At 46.2% G+C, this 22674-nt stretch carries 18 protein-coding genes; all 18 read right to left on the bottom strand.

From position 1 onward, the window contains the following. Position 1 precedes the first annotated feature (1 nt). The 18 genes from lpxC to KDM90_RS06390 all read right to left on the bottom strand — a co-directional run bounded on the left by lpxC (position 2) and on the right by KDM90_RS06390 (position 22641). Entirely contained in the window at positions 2–937 is a 936-nt protein-coding gene (gene lpxC / locus KDM90_RS06305; RefSeq protein ID WP_212675028.1) for a UDP-3-O-acyl-N-acetylglucosamine deacetylase, read from the bottom strand. A gap of 122 nt (positions 938–1059) precedes the next feature. Further along, positions 1060–1566, bottom strand: a complete 507-nt coding sequence (locus KDM90_RS06310) for a peroxiredoxin (protein ID WP_212674745.1) — start codon at positions 1564–1566, stop codon at positions 1060–1062. A 191-nt stretch (positions 1567–1757) separates the two neighbouring features. Further along, positions 1758–2951, bottom strand: a complete 1194-nt coding sequence (ftsZ, locus tag KDM90_RS06315) for a cell division protein FtsZ (RefSeq protein WP_212675029.1) — start codon at positions 2949–2951, stop codon at positions 1758–1760. A 182-nt stretch (positions 2952–3133) separates the two neighbouring features. Further along, positions 3134–4366, bottom strand: a complete 1233-nt coding sequence (gene ftsA, locus KDM90_RS06320) for a cell division protein FtsA (RefSeq protein WP_212674746.1) — start codon at positions 4364–4366, stop codon at positions 3134–3136. Between the two features lie 109 nt (positions 4367–4475). Then, entirely contained in the window at positions 4476–5237 is a 762-nt protein-coding gene (locus KDM90_RS06325) for a cell division protein FtsQ/DivIB (RefSeq protein ID WP_212674747.1), read from the bottom strand. A gap of 28 nt (positions 5238–5265) precedes the next feature. Next, positions 5266–6210, bottom strand: coding sequence for a D-alanine--D-alanine ligase (locus KDM90_RS06330; RefSeq protein WP_212674748.1), 945 nt, complete (start codon positions 6208–6210; stop codon positions 5266–5268). A gap of 49 nt (positions 6211–6259) precedes the next feature. Beyond that, a complete protein-coding gene (murC, locus tag KDM90_RS06335) occupies positions 6260–7645 on the bottom strand; it encodes a UDP-N-acetylmuramate--L-alanine ligase (RefSeq protein ID WP_212674749.1) in 1386 nt (461 codons plus the stop codon). 22 nt (positions 7646–7667) lie between these two features. Then, positions 7668–8750, bottom strand: coding sequence for an undecaprenyldiphospho-muramoylpentapeptide beta-N-acetylglucosaminyltransferase (gene murG / locus KDM90_RS06340; protein ID WP_230409640.1), 1083 nt, complete (start codon positions 8748–8750; stop codon positions 7668–7670). Beyond that, positions 8747–9880: a putative lipid II flippase FtsW gene (gene ftsW / locus KDM90_RS06345; RefSeq protein ID WP_230409677.1), complete on the bottom strand. Its 1134-nt coding sequence runs from the start codon at positions 9878–9880 to the stop codon at positions 8747–8749. The genes murG and ftsW overlap by 4 nt, the downstream gene beginning before the upstream one ends. Before the next feature lie 83 nt (positions 9881–9963). Further along, entirely contained in the window at positions 9964–11466 is a 1503-nt protein-coding gene (gene murD / locus KDM90_RS06350) for a UDP-N-acetylmuramoyl-L-alanine--D-glutamate ligase (RefSeq protein ID WP_230409641.1), read from the bottom strand. A 73-nt stretch (positions 11467–11539) separates the two neighbouring features. Next, positions 11540–12709 carry a phospho-N-acetylmuramoyl-pentapeptide-transferase gene (mraY, locus tag KDM90_RS06355; protein WP_212674751.1) on the bottom strand — a complete coding sequence of 390 codons (1170 nt, stop codon included), beginning with the start codon at positions 12707–12709 and terminating at the stop codon, positions 11540–11542. A 21-nt stretch (positions 12710–12730) separates the two neighbouring features. Then, positions 12731–14113 carry a UDP-N-acetylmuramoyl-tripeptide--D-alanyl-D-alanine ligase gene (locus KDM90_RS06360; RefSeq protein WP_212675032.1) on the bottom strand — a complete coding sequence of 461 codons (1383 nt, stop codon included), beginning with the start codon at positions 14111–14113 and terminating at the stop codon, positions 12731–12733. Next, on the bottom strand, positions 14113–15657 hold the full coding sequence (locus KDM90_RS06365) for a UDP-N-acetylmuramoyl-L-alanyl-D-glutamate--2,6-diaminopimelate ligase (protein ID WP_212674752.1): 1545 nt from the start codon (positions 15655–15657) through the stop codon (positions 14113–14115). Before KDM90_RS06365 ends, KDM90_RS06360 begins: the two co-directional genes overlap by 1 nt. Beyond that, complete coding sequence (locus tag KDM90_RS06370; RefSeq protein ID WP_212674753.1) at positions 15657–17417, bottom strand: peptidoglycan D,D-transpeptidase FtsI family protein; 1761 nt, start codon at positions 17415–17417, stop codon at positions 15657–15659. The genes KDM90_RS06365 and KDM90_RS06370 overlap by 1 nt, the downstream gene beginning before the upstream one ends. Beyond that, positions 17414–17689, bottom strand: a complete 276-nt coding sequence (gene ftsL / locus KDM90_RS06375) for a cell division protein FtsL (protein ID WP_212674754.1) — start codon at positions 17687–17689, stop codon at positions 17414–17416. Before ftsL ends, KDM90_RS06370 begins: the two co-directional genes overlap by 4 nt. Beyond that, a complete protein-coding gene (gene rsmH / locus KDM90_RS06380; RefSeq protein ID WP_212674755.1) occupies positions 17689–18645 on the bottom strand; it encodes a 16S rRNA (cytosine(1402)-N(4))-methyltransferase RsmH in 957 nt (318 codons plus the stop codon). Before rsmH ends, ftsL begins: the two co-directional genes overlap by 1 nt. Positions 18646–18654: 9 nt before the next feature. Further along, positions 18655–19083 carry a division/cell wall cluster transcriptional repressor MraZ gene (gene mraZ, locus KDM90_RS06385; protein ID WP_212674756.1) on the bottom strand — a complete coding sequence of 143 codons (429 nt, stop codon included), beginning with the start codon at positions 19081–19083 and terminating at the stop codon, positions 18655–18657. 387 nt (positions 19084–19470) lie between these two features. After that, positions 19471–22641: a bifunctional diguanylate cyclase/phosphodiesterase gene (locus tag KDM90_RS06390; protein WP_212674757.1), complete on the bottom strand. Its 3171-nt coding sequence runs from the start codon at positions 22639–22641 to the stop codon at positions 19471–19473. Between the last annotated feature and the right edge of the window lie 33 nt (positions 22642–22674).

Below are 22674 nucleotides of genomic sequence, written 5' to 3' on the forward strand. Positions count from 1 at the left end.
CTTAGTTCATTGCCCATTCTCGTCGCTCTTGATCAGCATAGGAACGGGGCGCCATTTGATCATCTTCAAAACTAACAATTTCAAAAGAGTCAGGCTGCGACAATAAAACTCGTAAAAGTTGATTATTCAATCCGTGCCCTGATTTGTGCGCAACATAACTTGCTAAGAATGGGTGTCCAATTAGATATAAATCACCGATTGCGTCCAAGATTTTATGACGAACGAATTCATCATCAAATCGCAATCCATCTGCATTCAGGATACGATACTCATCCATTACAATCGCATTTTCCAACGAGCCACCGCGAGCCAAGCCAATCCCTCGCAACATTTCGACATCTTGCATAAAACCAAACGTGCGGGCTCGAGCAACATCTTTCACATAGGATACTTGCTCAAAATCGACTTCAGCCGTTTGACTAGTGCCATCAACAGCAGGATGATTAAACTCGATAAAGAAATGTAACTTAAATCCATCATAGGGCTCTAACCTCGCCCACTTCTCTGACTTTCCTGTACCTTCTCGAATCTCAACAGGCTTCAGAACACGTATGAATTTTTTTGCGGCTAATTGTTCTTCCATGCCTGCTTGCTGTAGCAAATAGACGAAAGAGGAAGCAGAACCGTCCATAATAGGGATCTCTTCCGCACTAACATCGATATATAAATTATCAATACCTAGGCCCGCGCAGGCTGATAACAAGTGCTCGACTGTCGACACTTTGGCGCCTTCTTTGATTAAGGTCGACGCCATTTTTGTGTCACCAATATTTAACGCAGTTGCTGGAAACACGACAGGCGGCTGCAAATCAACCCGTGTAAATACGATTCCAGTGTCAATTGGTGCAGGGCGTAGAGTCAAGGTGACCTTGGTCCCAGAGTGGACACCAACCCCGATTGTTTTTACTTCTTGTTGTATTGTTCTTTGCTTTAACATAGCGAGATTATAAAGCGCGATGGAATATCGCACGGGCGTTTCCAAACTACGTATTCAACAGACAACAACAAGCGCACCATGAAAGCGCACTTGTTGTACTTATAACTGACTCAAAGCGAAATTTAAGCTAATTGGGCCAACATGGTTTCTGCATTGGACACAGCAAAATTACCACCCTCTTCCACATTCAGATGCTTCACAGTACCATCAACCACAACCATAGAGTATCGCTGTGAGCGCACTCCCATACCAAATTTGCTGAAATCCGCGTCGAGTCCCAAAGCTTTACTAAACGCAGCATTGCCATCAGCCATCATACGGACAATACCCGTTGCCTTTTGGTCGCGCCCCCAAGCACCCATTACAAACGCATCATTCACTGAAATACACCAGATTTCATCGACGCCTTTTGCTTTTAAAGCCGCAGCATGCTCAACATAGCCAGGTACATGCTTTGCGGAACAAGTCGGTGTGTACGCACCAGGCAAACCGAAAATTGCAATCGTCTTACCCTTTGTGAGGGCAGCTACATCAAAATTATTGGGGCCTAAAGAACAGCCCTCTGATTCCACTTCAATGAACTCCGCCAAGTTTCCCGCTGGTAGTTGATCACCTATTTTGATGCTCATAATGTGCTCCCTTTTAAATTCTAACAATAACAAAAAAGTCGACTGAAAATCATCCCAAGTTGAATTCCAGCGAAGTTTGCAAGTATGCCTTAAACAAAAGAAACCTGCAGAAAGCAAAAACGCCAGTCAGTCGACTGGCGTTTTTTGTTTGCGAAACTCAATTACTCGCTTGAGTCTAGGATTCAATCTACTTAGTCAGCCTGTTTTCGAAGAAAAGCAGGGATATCGTAGGTTTCCATCCCATTTTTTTCTAATGCTCGAACCTGCTCCGTCGCAGAATGACGCCACACAGCTGGCTTTGTCAAACTGTCGAAACCGGCACTAACCGTCGTCGTTTTGCTCACACCACTTGCAACAGCAGGGCTTGCCATCATCACTGGCTCATCACTAGTACCTGTACGCAAAACAGGTGTTTGAACTAACTGGATATTTTTCTTGCCACGCCCCAAACCTGTTGCCACCACAGTCACGCGAATCTCATCACCCATTGCATCATCGTAAGCAATACCCTGAGCAATCGATGCATCTGGAGCCGCAAAGGCGCGCACAGCCGCCATTACCTCTTTGATTTCTTTACCCTTCAATCCGCGGCTTGCAGTCACATTCACTAACACACCTCGCGCACCGGACAAATCAATTCCATCTAACAACGGTGAAGCAACCGCTTGTTCTGCAGCGATACGCGCACGATCGACACCAGAAGCTGTCGCCGTTCCCATCATCGCCTTACCTTGTTCGCCCATAATCGTTTTCACGTCATTGAAATCGACGTTAATATGACCTGGTACATTAATAATTTCAGCGATACCAGCAACTGCATTATTCAACACGTTATCAGCATGACCTAACCATTCGATCATGCTGTCATCTTCGTAAATCTCTTCAAGTTTTTCATTTAAGATGATGATCAATGAATCAACGTGTTTAGATAGTGCATCTAAACCTTCATCAGCAATATCCATACATTTCTTGCCTTCGTAAGAAAATGGTTTAGATACCACCGCGACAGTCAACGCACCTTGTTCTTTCGCGATTTGGGCGACCACTGGTGCAGCACCTGTACCTGTACCACCGCCCATACCTGCAGCGATGAAAACCATATGCGCACCGCGCAATGCGTCTTCGATACGAGAGCGAGAATCTTCCGCCAATTGACGACCCACTTCAGGTTTCATACCAGCACCAAGACCAGTCTCACCGATTTGAATCACATTATGTGCACTAGATTGTGTCAGCGCTTGAGCATCGGTATTTGCAGCGATGAACTCCACGCCCGAAACACCTTTATTAATCATGTGCTGAACTGCGTTACCACCTGCGCCACCGACACCAACAACTTTGATCACTGTGCCTTGCGTAGCGTTATCGACCATATCGAACTCCATCATGAATCCCCCAAGTAGGCAGTTTTCAGTCGCTAATCCTCACACGATGTGACGCCTAGCGAATAAAAACTGTAATTCACACCATTATAAAATGATTACAGCAATTATTTGTGAAAAATCTGCTGTAAATCGCCTCATTTCGTCTATAAAACAAACACTATTTTTTAAAACAAAAGATGGAATTAAAAATTCCCTTGAAACCACTCTTTCATACGCTGCCAAACTGCACTGGCAGAACCTGCTTGACGAGTCACAATATGACCACGTAAATACTGCTTCTTCGCTTCCAACAACAAACCTAATACCGTTGCATAACGTGGGCTACGAACCACATCAGCTAACTGACCGCTGTAGGCCGGCATCCCCAATCGCGCAGGTTTAAGAAAAATATCTTCCGCCATTTCGACCATTCCTTGCATGGTCGAAGATCCACCGGTCAAAACAATTCCCGATGACAGGACATCTTCATATCCAGATTCGCGTACAACTTGATGAACCAACGCGAATAATTCCTCAACTCGAGGCTCGATTACTGCCGCTAAAGCTTGGCGCGATAGGGATCTAGGTCCACGGTCACCCAAGCCTGGCACTTCAAGACTATCCGCAGGATCTGCTAACACTTGTTTTGCTACACCAAAGCGAATTTTGATTTCTTCCGCTTCTGAGGTTGGAGTACGCAAAGCCATCGCAATATCATTCGTAATTTGATCTCCTGCAATTGGGATGACCGCGGTATGGCGAATCGAACCTTCGCTGAAAACTGCCACATCGGTGGTGCCGCCGCCGATATCAATGAGTACAACGCCCAATTCTTTTTCGTCGTTCGTTAAGACTGCATCCGCTGAAGCCATCGGTTGCAAAATCAAATCCGACACTTCTAAGCCACATCGACGCACGCATTTCACGATGTTCTGAACGGCCGAAACCGCCCCAGTAACAATATGCACTTTGACTTCTAGACGAATGCCACTCATCCCAATTGGTTCCCGCACATCATCTTGACTATCGACGATAAACTCTTGTGGCAAAGTATGAAGCAACTGTTGATCAGTCGGAATATTCACCGCCTTCGCCGTTTCAATCACACGCGAGACATCCATTGCGGTCACTTCTTTGTCTTTAATTGCGACCATGCCGCTCGAATTAAAGCTGCGAATATGACTGCCTGCAATGCCCGTATATACTGTACGGATTTTACAATCTGCCATCAGCTCAGCTTCTTCCAAGGCGCGCTGTATCGATTCGACAGTCGCTTCGATATTCACCACGACGCCTTTTTTTAATCCTCGCGATTCATGCTGTCCGAGCCCGATCACTTCATGACGACCATCTGGCATCACTTCTGCGACGACCGCTACGATTTTCGAAGTTCCGATATCTAGGCCAACGATTAAATTTTTTGCGTCTTTTGTCATAATCTTTCACTTACCAATCTAAAGTGCTTATTGCCTTTTATAGCTCCGACATTGCTAAGCAACATCGAAGTCTGCATTCTCGACATCCAGTTATGTTATGCGAAGGATGTCATCTTCCGTTCAACACTACGTCCTTGCTACCAGCCCTCAAAGCCAGTCCATTTGGGTAGCGCATATCAACACTAACAATGTTTCCTTGTAGGCGAGTAACCAATTGCGGATACACTTTCACCAATTGATCAACTCGCTTTTTCAAACCTTTAGCATCCTGAGCTTTGCCCAACTCAACTTGCATACCATTGTTGAGTTTCACACTCCATGCATAACGAGTTGAATATTCGACTAATTCAGGTTCCAATCCAATTTGCGCAAACCACTCTTTGAACTGGCGATACTGTGCAACAACTTCCTTTTCACTACCATCTGGCCCTGAGAATCCGACCAACTCCACGTCCTCTTCGGCTTCAGCCAAATTCGCGGTAAACACATCTCCAGCAATGGAAACCAAACGACCATCCTCGCCCCAAGTTCCCAATACCTCATGCTCATCAATACGAACGATCAATTTATCTGGCCAAACACGTTGGACACTTGCCTTCCTCACCCAAGGGACCAATTCAAATGCCGCCCGAACTGCATCCAAATTAGTCGTGAAAAAATTTCCACTTATTTTGGGCAATGCTTGATCTCGTATCGTCAAGGCATTCACATGACGCAAATTCTGCTGACTATCCGCGACCACACGCACAACATGCAAGTTAAAAACTGGTCGATTGATCACCCACCAAACGCCCGATACCGCCATGGCAAGCAACACAAAGCTGAATAAGACATTCGCGATCGCATTTAACAACCTTACGTCTTGCCACATAAATTCATTTAACTTTCTACGAACTAAACTAGTTTGAATCTGGTGCTGTTTTCAATCTTGCTGTTTTCAAGATTTCAATACACACATCTTCATAACTCATACCTGCCGCCTTTGCCGCCATCGGCACCAAAGAGTGCCCTGTCATTCCTGGCGAAGTATTAATTTCAATCAAAAAAGGTTTGTCATCGGAAGAGCGTAACAAGACGTCGATCCGAGCCCAACCTTCGCAGTTCACTGCACGATATGCTGCCTCGCACATTGTTTTGATTTCTAATGCCAGCGTGTCATTAATAGGGGCAGGGCAAAGATATTGCGTATCATCGGTAAAATATTTATTTTGATAATCATAATTCCCGTCAGGAGCAACGATCTCAATCAAGGGCAACGCATACGCACTTGCTCCGCGACCCAAAACTGCCACAGTCAATTCGCGGCCTTGAATAAACTCTTCTGCTAAGACTTCCTCGTCAAAGCCTGCAGCCAGTCGATACGCTGCGGAAAGCCCTTCCGCTGCGACGACTTTTGTGATGCCAATAGTGGATCCCTCGTGCGGAGGTTTAACAATCAAAGGCAATCCCAATTGTGTTGGTATTTGTTCGAGATCTGTATCCTTATTGAGCACAGCATATTTTGGCGTTGTCAGTCCATGGTATAGCCAGATTTTCTTCGTGAAAATCTTATCCATCGCTAGCGACGAAGCCATTACCCCACTCCCCGTATAGGGAATCCCTAATTGTTCCAATGCACCTTGCAAGCTGCCGTCTTCACCAAATCGTCCATGCAATGCAATAAAGACGCGATCGAATTTTTCCGCGGCGAGTTCGGCCAAACTGCGCTCGGCAGGGTCAAATCCATGCGCGTCAACACCACGACTTCTTAACGCATTCAACACTCCCGTTCCCGACATGATAGACACTTCGCGTTCCGCAGAGCGACCGCCAAACAAAACACCAACTTTACCTAACTCTTTCATGATCTATTCTTTCAATCTAACGTTCACATATGTGGCGGTATTACTTGATTCAATGTGCTGCGGCCAACTTCGCTGGTACCGAACTTATCGAACCAGCCCCCATCACAATTAACACATCACCAGCGTTCAACATTTGCCGCAAAGCGGCAGGCATTTCGTTCATCTCTTCGACAAAAATTGGTTCAACTTTTCCGAGTACCCGAAGGGCTCGCGCCATGGCTCTGCCATCTGCCGCTACGATAGGCGCTTCTCCCGCGGCATAAACCTCAGCGAGAACTACAGCATCGGCAGTCGAGATAACTTTCACAAAATCTTCAAATAAATCACGCGTCCGAGTAAACCGATGTGGTTGGAAAGCTAGCACCAAACGGCGTCCCGGATACGCGCCTCGAGCCGCCGACAGAGTAGCTGCCATCTCAACAGGATGATGTCCGTAATCATCAACCAAAGCGAAACTCCCCCCTGTTTCCAACGGGATTTCTCCATATCGCGTAAATCGCCGTCCTACTCCATTAAATTCGCTCAGTGCTTTTTGCGTCGCGGCATCTTCAACCCCAACCTCCCGAGCGATTGCTATCGCTGCGCAAGCATTCTGAACATTGTGCATACCGGGTTGATTTAGGCTGACCTGCATGTCTGCATAGCCCTTTTGAACCACCGTAAAATGCATCTTTCCATCCGCGGCACTGGCATTAATCGCACGAACTTCTGCTTCTTCATGAAAACCATAAGTAACGATGGTTTTTGTAATTCTGGGCATGATTTCTCGAATATTTGCGTCATCCATACACAGCATCGCGACACCATAGAAAGGTAAACGCTGAGTAAAATCGACAAATGCTTGCTTCAATTTGGCGAAATCATGGTCATATGTTTCCATGTGATCTGCATCGATATTTGTGATCACTTCTATGACTGGCAATAGATTAAGAAACGATGCATCAGATTCATCTGCTTCTGCAACGATGTATTGACCGCTGCCTAACTTCGCATTCGCACCAGCGCTATTTAGCAATCCTCCAATCACGAACGTTGGATCTAAACCGCCTTCTGCCAAAATACTCGCGACCAAACTTGTTGTGGTCGTTTTACCGTGTGTACCCGCAATTGCGATACCACTTTTCAATCTCATTAATTCCGTCAACATTAAAGCTCTCGGAACAACAGGGATATGTCTCTCGCGTGCGGCCACGACCTCTGGATTATCTGACTTGACAGCTGTCGATATGACGACTGCATCTGCACCTTCAATATTGCTCGCCGCATGTCCTATGATGACCCTTGCACCAAGACTTGCCAATCGTTGTGAAGCAACATTGCTACTTAAATCGGAACCCGAGATGACATAACCTAAATTCAATAGCACCTCAGCGATACCGCTCATGCCTGAGCCGCCAATACCAACAAAATGCAAGTGCTTTACTTTATGTTTCATTTTTTCTTCTCTACAAAATTCTTTAGGTCAGTTCTTCGATAATTGTGGCGATCGTATCGGTTGCTTCGCGCCTCCCAAGCTGATAAGCGGCTGTGGCGAGTTGCAAACAATGCGCTCTTCTCATGTCTTGAATGAGTTGCGCCAAGCTACTGGGATTTAATTCCACTTGCGGCAAATGCACTGCTCCACCAGCTCCACTTAACCATTCTGCATTCGCTCTTTGATGCGAAGTACTCGATGCAACCAACGGAATCAAAATACTTGCGACACCGGCTCCGGTTAATTCCGAAACTGTAATCGCACCTGCTCGACAAATCACCAGATCAACTTCTGCATAACGACGTGGCATATCTTCTATGAAGTCGAGCACCTCAGCATTCACGCCAAGTCGACTATAACGTTGACGAAGCTCCTCCACATGCTGCTTGCCTGACTGATGGGTAATCAGTGGTCGACTTTGCTCAGGGATCAGTGCAAGCGCCTCTGGAACAATTTCATTGAGCGCTTTCGCACCCAAGCTACCGCCAACAACCAAAATTCGAAGGGGGCCTTGACGTGCCGGATACCTCTCAGCTGGTGGTGCAACGGCGCAAATCTCGCGGCGAATAGGGTTACCTGTCAAAACCATTTTTTTATCATAAACCGGCGTAGCGGAAGGCAACCCAAACATCAATTTTCTTGCAAAAGGTTTTAAGAGCTTGTTCGAGAGTAAAAGTGGCGCATCCGCATTCATCACGATAACAGGCTTCCCCATCAATGCACTACTGATTCCCCCTGGTACCGTAACGTAGCCGCCCATTCCTAACACTAAATCAGGTCGACGCCTTCTAACGATATCAATGCAAGCAAAGAAACTTCCTATCAACTTTATTGCGCCATTGATACTGTGTCGCAAACCTTTTCCCCGCATACCTGTGAAATCAAGCTGATCCATCGGAATGCCGTGTTGCGCAACGATCGCTGTTTCCATCCCCGCTTTCGTTCCCAACCAAGATACAGTCCAACCACGTGATTGCATTTCTGCCGCGATAGCAAGTCCAGGAAAAATATGTCCGCCGGTTCCCGCGGCCATAATCATGAGATGCTTCGTCGTTAATTTGCTCATACACGCCCCCCGCGCATCATCAATCGATTTTCATAGTCGATTCGAAGTAACAGGGTCAAACCGATACAGTTAATTAGAACACCTGAACCACCATAACTCATCAAAGGCAAGGTCAAACCCTTGGTCGGAAGAACGCCAAGGTTGACGCCCATATTAATAAAGGTCTGAACACCAATCCAAATCCCGATACCTTTAGCAGCCAAACCAGCAAATGTCGCGTCCAAAACAATCGCTTGCCGTCCAATATCGAACGCACGCTTCACGATCCAGTAAAACATAAAAATCACGGTGATCACACCCACAAAGCCAAGCTCCTCACCGATGACAGCTAAAAGAAAGTCTGTATGCGCTTCCGGAAGGTAATGCAACTTTTCAACACTCGCACCTAAACCCACTCCAAATAGTTCACCACGTCCAAATGCAATCAAGGAGTGCGTCAGCTGATATGCTTTTCCGAGTGCATTATCTTCCTCGAATGGATTCAAGTAGGCAAAAATACGCTCCCGTCGCCAAGGCGACAACAGAATGACTGAAGTAAAGATCCCAACCAAGGTCGCAGCAATGCCGCCAAACCAAATGCCATTAATTCCACCCAAAAACAAGATGCCCATCGCGATGCAAACAATCACGCCAAATGCGCCAAGATCTGGTTCGAGTAGTAGCAGCAATCCCAGCACAGCTACCGTGATCATCATCGGCAAAAAGCCCTTGGTCAATTTATGCATGAACTCTTGTTTTCGCACTGTGTAGTCAGCGGCATACAACACCATGAATAATTTCATTAACTCAGAGGGCTGCAAATTAAATACTTTGAATGACAACCATCGTTTCGCACCATTTACGCCTTTACCTAAACCGGGAATCAAAACCATCACAAGTAAAACTAAGGTCGCAATGAACAAGTAAGGCGCTGCTTTCTGCCAAGTCTCTACTTTCACCCGAAAAACCAAAAAGCTAACAACGATAGAGAACGTGACAAACATCGCTTGTCTTACTAAAAAATGATTATTTTTGTAGTTTGCATATTTAGGTGAATCGGGCAAAGCAATCGATGCGGAATACACCATTACCATACCGAATGTCATCAAAATTAAGGTCACCCATACCAAACTCTGATCGTACTCCATCATCTTTGAACGCTGCACAAATTGAGGCGCCGTCTGCGACGCAGACGAAGAACGCCAAAAATTCCAATTGAGCAGCAATTGCTTCATCAGCAAATTTCCCCCTGACTCAGCGCAATTTCACGTACTGAATCCACAAACACCTGCGCACGATGCGCATAATTTCTGAACATATCGAGACTCGCGCAAGCTGGCGAGAGTAAAACGATATCGCCGGCTACAGCAATCTCGGCAGCAAGTAATACTGCATCTTCCAATGTTTTCAAAAGTGTGACAGTCACACCTGAGACTTGAAGAGCTGCTTGAATTTGTACAGCATCTTTTCCAATCAACAGAACTTGCTTAACATAGCGAGAAATGGGTAGCGCAAGCGGCTGAAAATCCTGTCCTTTGCCATCTCCACCAGCAATCAAAATAATATGTTTGCCAGACCCGCCTTTTTCTTCACCAAGTCCCTGCAATGCAGCAACGGTTGCGCCAACATTGGTACCTTTACTGTCGTCGAAATAGTCAACATCTGCGATCGTCGCGACGCGTTCAACACGATGTGGCTCGCCCTTATATTCGCGCAAAGCATGCAAAAGTGGTGCTAACGGTAGTCCGATTCCTCTGCAAAGTGCCAGTGCAGCCAAGGCATTGGCTGCGTTATGTTGCCCGCGGATTTGCAAGGCATCTGCTGGCATCAGGCGACTGACCGTCACGGGAAGTTCTAAGTTTTCTTTCTTACGTTTGCGCGAGCTGGTCGATTCTTCCTCATCAGCATTTGCGACAGCAAGCCAGGTCATTCCTTGTTCATTTAACAAACCAAATTCTCCATCTGCTTTTGGTGCGTGAACCGAGAAGCTGGTGAAACGAACGTTTGGCCGCTGCATTGCAAGTACTTGCTCGTCATCACGATTGAGGACTTGCAAAGTATTCGTACCGAAAATTCTTGCTTTGTCAGCCGCGTAATTTTTCATATCACCATGCCAGTCAAGGTGATCCTGCGTAAGATTCAAAACCGTCGCAACATCCGGCTCCAAGCTAACATTGGTGTGCAATTGAAAACTAGACAGCTCCAAGATCCATACTTGAGGCAAACTATCACTATCAACGCATTCACACAGAACATCTAACATCGCAGGGCTGATGTTGCCAGCAATTTTTGCCTGCATCCCAGCACGCAAACACAATTGCCCCGTAAGACTGGTCACGGTCGTCTTTCCGTTTGTTCCAGTGATAGCGATGATTTTTGGATGATACTTTTTGTCTGTCTGTAATTGCCGCAATGCTTGCGCGAACAATTCGACTTCGCCCCAAACCGGAATTCCACGTTCATTCGCCAATTGCAGAAGTGGATACAATTCACCATTAGGCGCAAGTCCAGGGCTAACGAAAATAATCTCAATTCCGTCAAGGCTACTGAGTCGAAAACCACCGCCAATAAACTCAACTTCTGGATCCAAAGCACTTAACGCTGCAAGTCGTTCTGGATTGTCTCGGGTGTCGGTCACACGCAAGACTGCGCCGCACCGTTTTAACCAACGTGCCATAGCTAACCCGGATTCACCGAGACCAGCAATCAACACACGTTTTTCGAGAAAATTTATCATCACAAACCAAGCATTCAAATATGAAATTAGAGAATCCTCGATTAAACAAGGACACGCCTTAAGATTGAAACTTTCAACGTAACTTTAAGGAAGACAGTCCCAACAATACCAACAACATCGTAACGATCCAAAACCGCACCACGACTTGCGTTTCTTTCCAACCCTTTTGTTCAAAATGGTGATGGAGGGGTGCCATCAAAAACAATCGTTTCCCTACTCCGTATCTTTTTTTGGTGAACTTAAAATAAGTCACTTGCAACATGACTGAAAAGGTTTCGACAACAAAAATTCCACCCATGATAAACAAAACAACTTCCTGGCGAACGATGACAGCTATGGTACCAAGTGCACCGCCGAGTGCTAAGGCACCAACATCCCCCATGAAGACTTGGGCAGGATGTGCGTTAAACCATAAGAATGCCAAACCGGCTCCTGCCATTGCGCCGCAGAAGATAAGTAATTCTCCAGCACCGGGGATAAAAGGAATCAACAAATATTTTGAATATCCTGCGTGACCGGTTAAGTAGGCAAAAATGCCAAGAGCAGAACCAACCATGATCGTCGGCATAATTGCTAAGCCGTCGAGTCCATCGGTCAAATTAACCGCGTTGCTGGTGCCCACAATGACGCAAAAAGTCAGTGCGATGAAACCCCATACTCCGAGTGGATAATTAAAAGTCTTAAAGAAGGGAATAATCAAATCCGCTTTCGGTGGCAAATCCATACTCAATCCCGATTGCACCCATGCAAAGAATAGTTCCATCACTTTACTATTCGTCGGAGCTGAGACAGAAAATGCGAGATAGATTGCTGCCACGATGCCTATCAAAGATTGCCAGAAAAATTTTTCCCGCGATGCCATGCCATTCGGATCACGGTAAACAACTTTGCGATAATCATCGACCCAACCCACAGCGCCAAAACCGAGAGTGACAATCAAGACAACCCAAACAAAGCGGTTACTCAAATCTGACCAAAGTAAAGTGGAAATCCCGATCGATATCAGAACCAATGCTCCGCCCATGGTCGGAGTACCCGATTTAATCAGATGTGTTTGCGGACCATCAGTGCGCACTGCTTGTCCAACTTTTAAACGTGTCAACATTCTTATGACTGCTGGACCGGCAATCAAACCGATAGAAATCGCCGTCATGGTTGCAAATACAGCGCGAAAGGTAATAAAACCGAAAACGCGAAAGAAACCAATATCCTGTTTAAAAAGTTCTGCTAACCAAAGCAACATAGTTTTATTCCTTTTTTTTCGTTATTGTTTTAGGGAGATTTGATTTTCAATTTGCGTTGGATACATCAACTGCGCAACGACGCGCTCCATCTTCATAAAGCGCGAACCCTTAACTAGAATCGTATTGTCACTACTGGCTAATTTTTCGAGCGCCAGATGCAAGCCTTGAATTTCGTCAAAATGTTGTCCCGATTCACCAAAAGCTTGGCTCGATGCCTTGGCCAATTGACCAAGACTCATCAAAACATCAATCCCACATTGCTTGGCATAAGCACCAACTTCTCGATGAAATTCAATGCCATCCGCACCGACTTCACCCATATCGCCCAAGACTAAAATTTTCCGATGCGATGCTCCCGCTAAAACTTCAATCGCTGCTTTAACTGAATCGGGATTTGCATTGTAGGTATCGTCGATAATTCGAGCACCGAGCGCTGCTTGTTTAGGTTGCAGTCGACCAGCGACTGGTGAAAAAGCCTCTAAGCCCGCAACGATGGCGCTCATAGGAATACCAATTGCTGTACAGCAGGCCGTTGCGGCCAATGCGTTTAATACATTATGTTGACCCGCAGCCGTGAGTTGCAGCCTTGTCTTTGCACCACGAACAGTTAACTCAACATCACTTCCAAAGTCTTTTACAAGAAACGTCGCAGAAACATCTGCATTCGGGTCTAAACCAAAACTTAAGTGCTGGCAATGTGCCGCCTGTTTTTGCCAAATTGGGGTGAATGCATCACCATAGGGATAGACAGCAAGCCCTTCAGATGACAGACTTTGTAACACACATCCATTTTCAATTGCGACTGCTTCAACTGTTTGCATGAATTCTTGATGTTCACGCTGGGCATTGTTCACTAGTGCGACAGTGGCTTGTGCTGTCGCGCTCAATACTGCAATTTCACCAGGGTGATTCATGCCCAATTCTAGGACAGCGGCTTGCTGACTAGCATGCAAACCGAATAAAGTTAACGGTACACCGATTTCATTGTTCAAATTGCCCTTGGTCGCGAGCACACGGTCGGTGCCATAATGTGTCGACAAAATCGAAGCGATCATTTCTTTCACTGTCGTTTTGCCATTACTTCCAGTGACGGCAATCAAAGGCAGTGAAAATTGTTGGCGCCAGTAGCGGGCGATTTCTCCCAATGCTCGCTTGGTGTCAGGTACCAAAAGTGCAGGAGCCTCAAACCCTTGCGGGATGCGCTCAACAATCACTCCAACCGCGCCAGCGGCGATCACGTCATTCAAAAAATCATGTGCATCAAAATTTTCTCCTTTCAGCGCAACAAATAGATTGCCTGAAGTGATTTTTCGACTGTCAGTGCTAATGCCCTTGAATAGTACATTTCCTGTGGCACGAGAATTCACCACTTGACCTTCTAGCTCTTGTAAGGATGCTTGTATCAATTTACTCTCCGCATCGCGCTATTGGTTGCCACGGTTGCCAAGGCCAACAATGCATGTTCTTCATCTGAAAATGGCCATTTCTTACCATTAATCTCTTGGTAGGCCTCGTGTCCTTTACCTGCAATCAAAATCACATCATTGATCTGTGCATGTTTAACTGCATACAATATCGCACTAGCGCGATCTTCTATCGTATGCACTTCTCCATCCATACCTTGGACAATATCTTGAATAATTTTTGTCGGATCTTCTGTCCGCGGATTATCACTAGTAACAACAACGTGTTGCGCTGATTGTGCGATCTTTCCCATCTGTGGTCGCTTTCCAGGATCACGGTCACCACCGCAGCCAAACACACACCAGAGTTCACCTTGGCGTTCTGCACAAACTTCACTCAAGGTTTGTAAAGTTTTTTCTAATGCATCGGGGGTATGGGCGTAGTCAACAACAACCATCGCCTGACCAGGACCACCTAACAATTGCATCCGACCTGTCACTGAAGTCAGCTTTTCAATGCTTGCAATCGATTTTTCCCACGCAATGCCGCTCATCAACAAGACGCCAAGCACACCAAGTAGATTACTGACGTTAAAACGTCCTATTGTTTGGCTACGAACCATGCCACTTCCGAACGGTGACTCAACATAAAATTGCGTTCCACTATGTGTCGTTCTCAACTGACTTGCGCGCAAGCAGGCTTGGTGAATCTCACCGGGATAATCAATCGAATAAGCCAGTACTTTCAAATTCGGCTCAGACTTTGGTAAGTCTCGAATCAACTGTTGGCCGAATTCGTCATCTGCATTGATGACGGCAGCTTGTAGGCCCTCCCAGTGAAACAAGGCCTCTTTTGCAGCGGCATAAGCTTGCATGGTTTGGTGATAATCAAGATGATCGCGAGTTAAATTCGTGTATAAAGCGACGTCAAAATGTAAGGCATTTAAACGACCTTGATGTATCCCAATTGAGGATGCCTCAATTGCAAAAGCTTTCGCACCATTTTGCTTTAGCGACGCTAAACGACGTTGGAGTTGAATCGCATCCGGAGTCGTAAACCCAGTTTCCTCTAATCTTCCAAGTACTCCTTCGCGGTAACTGCCGACACCCAATGTGCCGATAACAGCGCACGCTTCGCCTTGCATAGAAAGGGCACGGGCCAACCATTGTGAACAGGAGGTTTTACCATTTGTGCCTGTCACAGCAATACTGGTCATACCTTGGTCAGGTTCCCCATACCAAAGTTTAGCGATCAAACCAAGCCGTGCCAAAAGCCCGGACACTGCATAATGGGGAACGCTGATTTCAATCGTCTCCTCAAAGTCAGTTTGTTCATAGACGATTGCTGCCGCGCCACGTTCAATTGCATTCTGTATGAATGCACGACCATCGCCTTTAGCGCCAGCAATTGGAAACGCAAAAAATACATCCCCCGATTGGATTTCTCGTGAATCCGAACTCAAATTTGGGCGCACCTTCGACGGTGGGAGATTCGCATCCAACCACGCAAAAAGATCATTAATGACTGCGTCTCTTTTTTCCATCACAAACTCTCCTGTACGCTAGGTTCAGGAATAATATTCATCACTGAAGAATCCGGCACGACGTTCATCGAGCGCAAGACATTGGCAACGATTGCAGCAAACACGGGACCCGCAACGTCTCCCCCATAATAAACTCCACCACTCGGCTCATCGATCATGACGGCAACAATAATGCGCGGCTTCGACGCTGGCGCGAACCCAACGAAATCGCCGACATATTTATTCACATATTTGCCGTGTTCAATTTTGTGCGCGGTACCAGTTTTGCCAGCGACACGATAGCCGGGGACACGTGCTTTTGTCGCCGTACCGCCCGGCTGCGTCACGCTTTCCAACATTTCGCGCATTTGCATCGCCGTTTTTTCAGAGATGACGCGTGTGCCGACTGGCATCTCTGCGGATTGCTGGAAAGTCAGGGGAATCATGTCGCCATTCCGAGCAAAAATCATATAAGCACGTGCGATCTGCAACAAAGAAACCGATAGACCGTGGCCATAACTCATCGTTGCTTGCTCAATCGGTTTCCAAGTTTTGTAGTTGCGCATACGGCCAGCGACAGCACCTGGGAAACCAATCTTCGGCTGCTGCCCAAAGCCTAAAGTCGCGAACATTTCCCACATTTCTTGTGCTGGGATTTGTAAAGCCATTTTAGCGGTACCAATATTTGACGATTTCTGAATGACGCCTGCCACCGTTAAAGTACCTTGACGATGTGCGTCATGAATTGTTGCAGATCCAATCGTCATGTGACCGGGCGCTGTTTCAATCACGGTTTCTGGCTTGACTCTACCTGTATCCAAGGCCAATGCCACGGCAAACGGCTTCATCGTTGAGCCAGGCTCAAAAGTATCCGTAATGACGCGATTCCGCAATTGCGCACCTGTCAACACTGAGCGATCGTTTGGGTTGTAGGTTGGCAAGTTTACCAAGGCTAATATTTCGCCTGTTTGCACGTTCAATACCACCGCACCACCCGCTTTCGCCTTGAATTTCTCAACGGCATCTTTGAGGTGTGTGTAAGCTATATATTGAATTTTACTGTCCACCGATAAGGTCAGATCTTTTCCGTCATGCGGTGGTCGTATGGATTCAATATCTTCGACCACGCGCCCCAAGCGATCTTTAATAACGCGTCGACTCCCAGTTTTTCCAGCAAGGTTTTTTTCAGATGCAAGCTCAATACCTTCTTGCCCTTTATCCTCAACATTGGTGAATCCAACAACGTGCGCCATCACCTCGCCTTCTGGGTAAAAGCGTTTGTATTCTTTCTCCGTTTTAATCCCTGGAATATCTAGTGCAAGAATTTTATCAACCAGTGCTTGCTCTGCCTGACGCTTTAAATAAACAAACTGGCGATCACTCACCAATTTTTTTCGCAGATCTATCTCGCTGATTTCCAACAATGCAGCGAGTTGCGCAATCTTCTCTTGCGGCGCTTCAAGCACACTTTCAGAGCTCGCCCAAATTGCTTTCACCGGCACTGAGGAGGCCAATACTTGTCCGTGTCTATCTGTAATTTTGCCGCGAGTCGCTGACAACTCTAAGGTACGAGCATATCGACTCGCCCCTTGTTTTTGCAAAAATTCAGTGGTCATTCCTTGCAGCCACATTGCCCGAAACATTAAGCCAAAAAATGCACCAAACATCAAAAACAATACCAGACGCGAACGCCAAATGGGCAGTTTCACTTCCAATACAGGACTAGAAGAGAAAGCAACGCCTTTACCAGCAGCTGTACGAGCATTCGATGGACGACTCATTTTTTCTCCTCCGCAGATAAGTACTGGGTACGATCAGGAGTAACATGGGCCATCCCTAACTCTTTGCTTGCAACACTTTCGATACGTGAATGTTTTCCATAGGTGGATTGATCTAGCTTCAATTGCGCCCATTCAAGTTCATACTGTTGGCTTAGTGTCTGTGCACGCTCAATCTCAATGAACAAGCGCCGTGCTTGATATTGAGAATTGATGAGCGAAAGAGCACACACAACCAAAAGTGAGCCCAATACTAGATTGACACGGGTTCCCATCAATCCGCTCCACTCAGGCGTTCTGCAACGCGCAAGATTGCAGAGCGAGCACGTGGATTACGCATAACTTCTTGCTCAGTCGGCTTAAGTCGTGAAATCAATTGCATCTCTGGCTTAGGCAGATCAACTGTGCGGATTGGCAGACGACGATCCGGCTGCGGAACTTTCACTTTAGACGCAAAAAACTGCTTAACGATTCTATCTTCAAGCGAATGAAAACTGATGATCGACATGCGTGCAGCAGGCGCCAAACTTGCATAAGCCGCGTTCAAACCGATCTCGAGGTCTTCAAGCTCCTTATTGATGAAAATCCGTATAGCTTGAAAGGTGCGAGTTGCCGGGTCTTTGCCCTTCTCGCGAGTTTTGACGGCGTGTGCAACGAGTTCGGCGAGTTGCCTAGTACTTGAAATGGACTCGCTCGTCCGGCGAGCAACAATCGCCTTTGCAATCTGAAAAGCAAACCGTTCTTCCCCATAATTTTCTATCACCTCTCTAATTTTTTGTTCGTCTTCATGCGCTAACCACTCAGCCGCCGAAAGGCCTCGTGTGGTATCCATACGCATATCAAGTGGGCCATCATTCCTAAAACTAAAACCGCGCTCAGCATCGTCAACTTGAGGGGAAGAGATCCCCAAGTCCATCAGCACGCCATCAACTTTCGCGATGCCCAAATTCGACAATTGCCGATCCATTTCTGCAAAACTTTCATGCACAATCGTAAATCGTGAATCCTGAATTTGGGCTGCATTTGCAATCGCATAAGGATCTTTATCAAAAGCGATCAGACGACCACTTGGCCCAAGTAAGCTAAGAATCTTTCGACTATGGCCACCTCGTCCAAATGTGCCATCGACAAATACACCGTTCACACGGTCGCCTTGAATCGCGAGCGCTTCAATGGCCTCATCTAGCAACACCGTTTGGTGACTCAGCTCTTCCGGATTAATAGCAGTCATGACGCGCGATCAAAAGGAAAAATTACTCAGCGCTTCAGGCATACCACCTGCAAGTGCCTCAGCTTCGTTTTCAGCGAGACGAGCCGCATCCCATATTTCAAAATGGGATCCCATACCAAGCAACATGACGTCTTTTTCTAAGCCAACAATATTGCGTAACTCTGGGGCTACTAAAATTCGACCGTTCCCATCCATTTCCACATCACAAGCGTTGCCAAGAAAAATCCTTTGCCAAGCTCGCGCTGCCATTGGCCATGCGGCGATTTGTTCTCGGTGTGCTTCCCAAGTTGGACGAGGGAACAGCAGCAAACAGCCATGAGGATGCCGTGTCAACGTCACACGCCCATCGCACTGCACGCTAAGGGCGTCACGATGCTTCGCAGGAATCGACATCCTGCCTTTCGCATCGAGATTCAGTGCTGAAGCGCCTTGGAACACGGGAATATCCTATTGTTGTTCATCATCAGAAGAATTCGGTGACAAAGTCTCAAATCAAACCACAAAAGAACACTTTTTCACACATTTTCCCACTTTAGTGGATGACTCGAACGGGGTCAAGCGAATTCACACACGAAAATGTGAAATAAATGAATAAAGTCAATGACTTAGCGCCGACACTTAAATCTAGACAAAAGGGAATATCTCAATAAATTAGAGACTTACGAAAGATACTGAAAGTAGCACCTTACAAATAATCATGTGTTTTCATGATTTAAGATGCCAGATGGCGCGGAATAAAAAAAGCCACATGACTTAACTGACGTTGCAGGGCGCATCGACAGTCGACTAGGAATCAAAATCTGGGCAGTTGTCCGCCCAAACCGATTAGAGAAGTTGAAAAAATTCCTGCTGAGGTATCGCCTTCGAGTAATAAAACCCTTGGTACTCATCACAACCAGCTGTGACGAGAGTTTGCAGTTGTACAGCATTCTCAACGCCCTCGGCAACCACTTTCAAACCAAGCGTTTTTGCCATCGCTACAATCGCTTTGACAATGGCGGTATCGTTAGGATCAGCGGGAATATCCATAATAAATGATCGATCAATCTTCAAATTATCAACGGGGAAACGTTTTAAATAGGCTAATGAAGAATAACCGGTCCCAAAATCATCGATCGAGAGCGTAAAGCCAGCAGCTTTCAAATCATCCATATGCGCGATCGCCCGTTCATGATTCTGCATCACCATACTTTCAGTGATTTCAAATTCAATGGCACTGCTAGGTATCTCCCAAAAATTAATGACATTACTTAATTCGCGAAGCAATCCATCATCACTAAACTGGGCGCCTGATAAATTGATCGCAATGCGGCCAAACTCCTTCCCTGCCGAACGAAAATTCGCAACATCACGGCATACCATGTCCAAAATCTGCATTCCCAATCGGCCGATCAAACCAGACTCTTCTGCTAGCCCGATAAACTCAGAAGGAAAAACCAAGCCACTATCAGGTCGATTCCAACGCACAAGCGCCTCTGCACCGACTACTTTCCCCGTCACAACACTCACTTTGGGCTGGTAATAGACCACGAATTCTCGGTTTTCTAAGGCTTTTCGCAATTGCGCCTCATAGGCTAGTCGTTCGACCGTATGCACGTTCATGTTCGGGTCGTAAAACTGATAGTTATTCTTGCCATTATGCTTCGCTCGATACATGGCAATTTCTGAATTTTTCATCAACACCTGCGCATCACGTCCATCATCCGGATACATCGCAATTCCTATACTTGCACTGATTTGCAATTCTTGTCCTTGCACCATGAACGGGGTCGAAGCCGAATGCAATAAGCGATCTGCAATATCGGTCAATTCACGCGGTGATTTATCTCTATCCAAAAACAACATAAACTCATCGCCACCGACTCGAGCAAGCGTATCCGACTCAGAGATGGATGCTCTTAAACGTGCAGATATTTCACGCAAGACTTGATCACCAGCTTCGTGGTCGAAACTATCGTTGATTGCCTTAAATCGATCGAGATCCAGCATAAATACCGCCAAGGTACCTTTGCTTGCTTGCGCGTACATCAAGGATTTTGCTAAATATTGACTGAATAGAAACCGGTTTGGCAGCTTAGTCACTTCGTCATAATGTGCGAGTCGGATCGCTTTTTCTTCAGCGCGCTTTCCTTCAATCGCAATACTTGAAACATCCGTGGCAATACTAATTAAGCTCAAATCTTCGTTACTCAAAGCGGCTGAGGATTCTGTGAACAAAGTAAAAGTGCCGAGTATCAGTCCCGTTTTACCCATAATCGGCCAAGATCCCACTGCCGCGTAATTCGCCAACAATTTTCGTTGTGCGATGAACTCCATCGCTGGCGACTTCGGAATTTCTTGTGTCCAGACTGGTACCACTTCTAAAACGGCTTCACTCCACACTCCATTGCCGTGACAAACTGGCGCGTCAGTCAGTTGACGACGCAAAATTTCCGGAAAATGATGTCCTATCGTTTGCGTAAAAAGTCGCTGATCAAGTGAGAGGAGCTGCACGCCGCAATGCCAATGCGGATTATTCTTTTCAACAAAATGACACGTATCAATCAAAATCGACTCGAGGCTTTCACTACTTCCAATCAACTGTAACAATTGATTCTGGCCCTGCAGTAACTTTTCTGCGTGTTTGCGCTGCGAGATATCACGCATAACGCAAAAAATAATCGGTTCTGATGAAATTTTAATGCGACTCAACGTCACTTCACTAAACCAGTCTTTACCACGACGGTGCGCGATCCATTCAAACTTCTGCACTTTTCCTTTGAAGGCCAAATCGACAAATTTCTTAATCGATTCTGCTTTTTTTGCTGCAACAGTCGGTTGCGTATAACGCCAATCCGCTGAAAATTCTCCAATATCGAGACTGTATAGATCCGCTTTACTGTCGACAGCTAACATCTCCAAAGCATTTTGATTGCCATCGACAAAATGGTAAGACCGATCAATCAGTAAGATACCGTCCTGTGCATCTTGAAAAAGCAAACGATAACGACGTTCGCTATCACTCAACTTCTCCCGCGACTGCTTTAGATGTTTCACTTTCTTAAACAACAAGGCAGCAAGTAAAAGACTCACCAAAATCGCTAAACCAGCAAACAACAAGCTCTGTTGCATGCGCTTATGCCATTCCAACAAAATCATATCGAGATCACGGCCTATCACCACAACCAGCGGGAAATCCTTCATTTTTAAATAGGCGTAACTCGTCAATCGATCGGCACCGATCAAGGTACTTTCGTACCGACCATTCTCCGCAAAACTATTCTTAAGATTAAGCGCAACGTCCGCATCGACTTCAGGTTTAAAAGATGAATGCTGACTCATCGCTTGTACAATGACTTGAGCGTCTTTGTCATATAGGGAAATTTTTGCTCCAGCATCCTTTGCAACACGCTCATAAAACTCTTGGAAATAACTAAGATTAATTTCCGCCTGCACTTGTCCAATAGATTGACCACTCGAATCAAATACATTCCGCGCAAGCGGTAGAATCGCTTGCTGCGATTTTTTAGGCAAATACGGTGAGCCCAGCCTGACCGTTTTTTGATAAGCGTTAACAGATTGATTTAAATAGCTGATGTGGTCGTTTTTAGAAAGATCGACCTGCTCAATTGGAAAGCGCAGCGACGAAGCCCATAGCATTCCACGGCGGTCTACCAGCGCTAGGGCGGAAATAAACTGTGAATCACGACGCTGATTGCTCAGGATGGTGCGTACACTCGCTTCATCCTTCAGATTCGCGTCATTTTTTGTTTGTAATTCTTCTGCCACAGCAACAGTCGCCCTCGCCGCGTCGTGCAAAATTCGATTGGCATGCTCCTCAAGAATTCTTAAATTCAGCAGACTATTTTTATTCGCTGTGGCAAGCGTCAATGCTTTATCTTGCGCAATTGACCACCAAGTTTGACCGAGAATCGCAATAATCAACAGTAACACGCAACTGGTCAGGAGCCAGACAGGGACTTCCCACACCTCGTTTTTTTTTGTTCGACTCCCCATCCAATCCCTCTCATTCAGCAAAATTAATGCAGA

Source organism: Affinundibacterium fentianense (assembly GCF_018139545.1).
Lineage (GTDB): Bacteria > Pseudomonadota > Gammaproteobacteria > Burkholderiales > Burkholderiaceae_D > Undibacterium > Undibacterium fentianense.

Coding starts and splice junctions, on each gene's coding strand:
- rsmH (WP_212674755.1), bottom strand. CDS start 18,645: ATGACTGCTATTAATCCGGAAGAGCTGAGTCACCAAACGGTGTTGCTA.
- murC (WP_212674749.1), bottom strand. CDS start 7,645: ATGAAACATAAAGTAAAGCACTTGCATTTTGTTGGTATTGGCGGCTCA.
- ftsL (WP_212674754.1), bottom strand. CDS start 17,689: ATGGGAACCCGTGTCAATCTAGTATTGGGCTCACTTTTGGTTGTGTGT.
- murG (WP_230409640.1), bottom strand. CDS start 8,750: ATGAGCAAATTAACGACGAAGCATCTCATGATTATGGCCGCGGGAACC.
- ftsW (WP_230409677.1), bottom strand. CDS start 9,880: ATGATGGAGTACGATCAGAGTTTGGTATGGGTGACCTTAATTTTGATG.
- ftsZ (WP_212675029.1), bottom strand. CDS start 2,951: ATGGAGTTCGATATGGTCGATAACGCTACGCAAGGCACAGTGATCAAA.
- KDM90_RS06370 (WP_212674753.1), bottom strand. CDS start 17,417: ATGAGTCGTCCATCGAATGCTCGTACAGCTGCTGGTAAAGGCGTTGCT.
- murD (WP_230409641.1), bottom strand. CDS start 11,466: ATGATAAATTTTCTCGAAAAACGTGTGTTGATTGCTGGTCTCGGTGAA.
- KDM90_RS06365 (WP_212674752.1), bottom strand. CDS start 15,657: ATGGAAAAAAGAGACGCAGTCATTAATGATCTTTTTGCGTGGTTGGAT.
- mraY (WP_212674751.1), bottom strand. CDS start 12,709: ATGTTGCTTTGGTTAGCAGAACTTTTTAAACAGGATATTGGTTTCTTT.
- ftsA (WP_212674746.1), bottom strand. CDS start 4,366: ATGACAAAAGACGCAAAAAATTTAATCGTTGGCCTAGATATCGGAACT.
- lpxC (WP_212675028.1), bottom strand. CDS start 937: ATGTTAAAGCAAAGAACAATACAACAAGAAGTAAAAACAATCGGGGTT.
- KDM90_RS06325 (WP_212674747.1), bottom strand. CDS start 5,237: ATGTGGCAAGACGTAAGGTTGTTAAATGCGATCGCGAATGTCTTATTC.
- KDM90_RS06330 (WP_212674748.1), bottom strand. CDS start 6,210: ATGAAAGAGTTAGGTAAAGTTGGTGTTTTGTTTGGCGGTCGCTCTGCG.
- KDM90_RS06310 (WP_212674745.1), bottom strand. CDS start 1,566: ATGAGCATCAAAATAGGTGATCAACTACCAGCGGGAAACTTGGCGGAG.
- KDM90_RS06390 (WP_212674757.1), bottom strand. CDS start 22,641: ATGGGGAGTCGAACAAAAAAAAACGAGGTGTGGGAAGTCCCTGTCTGG.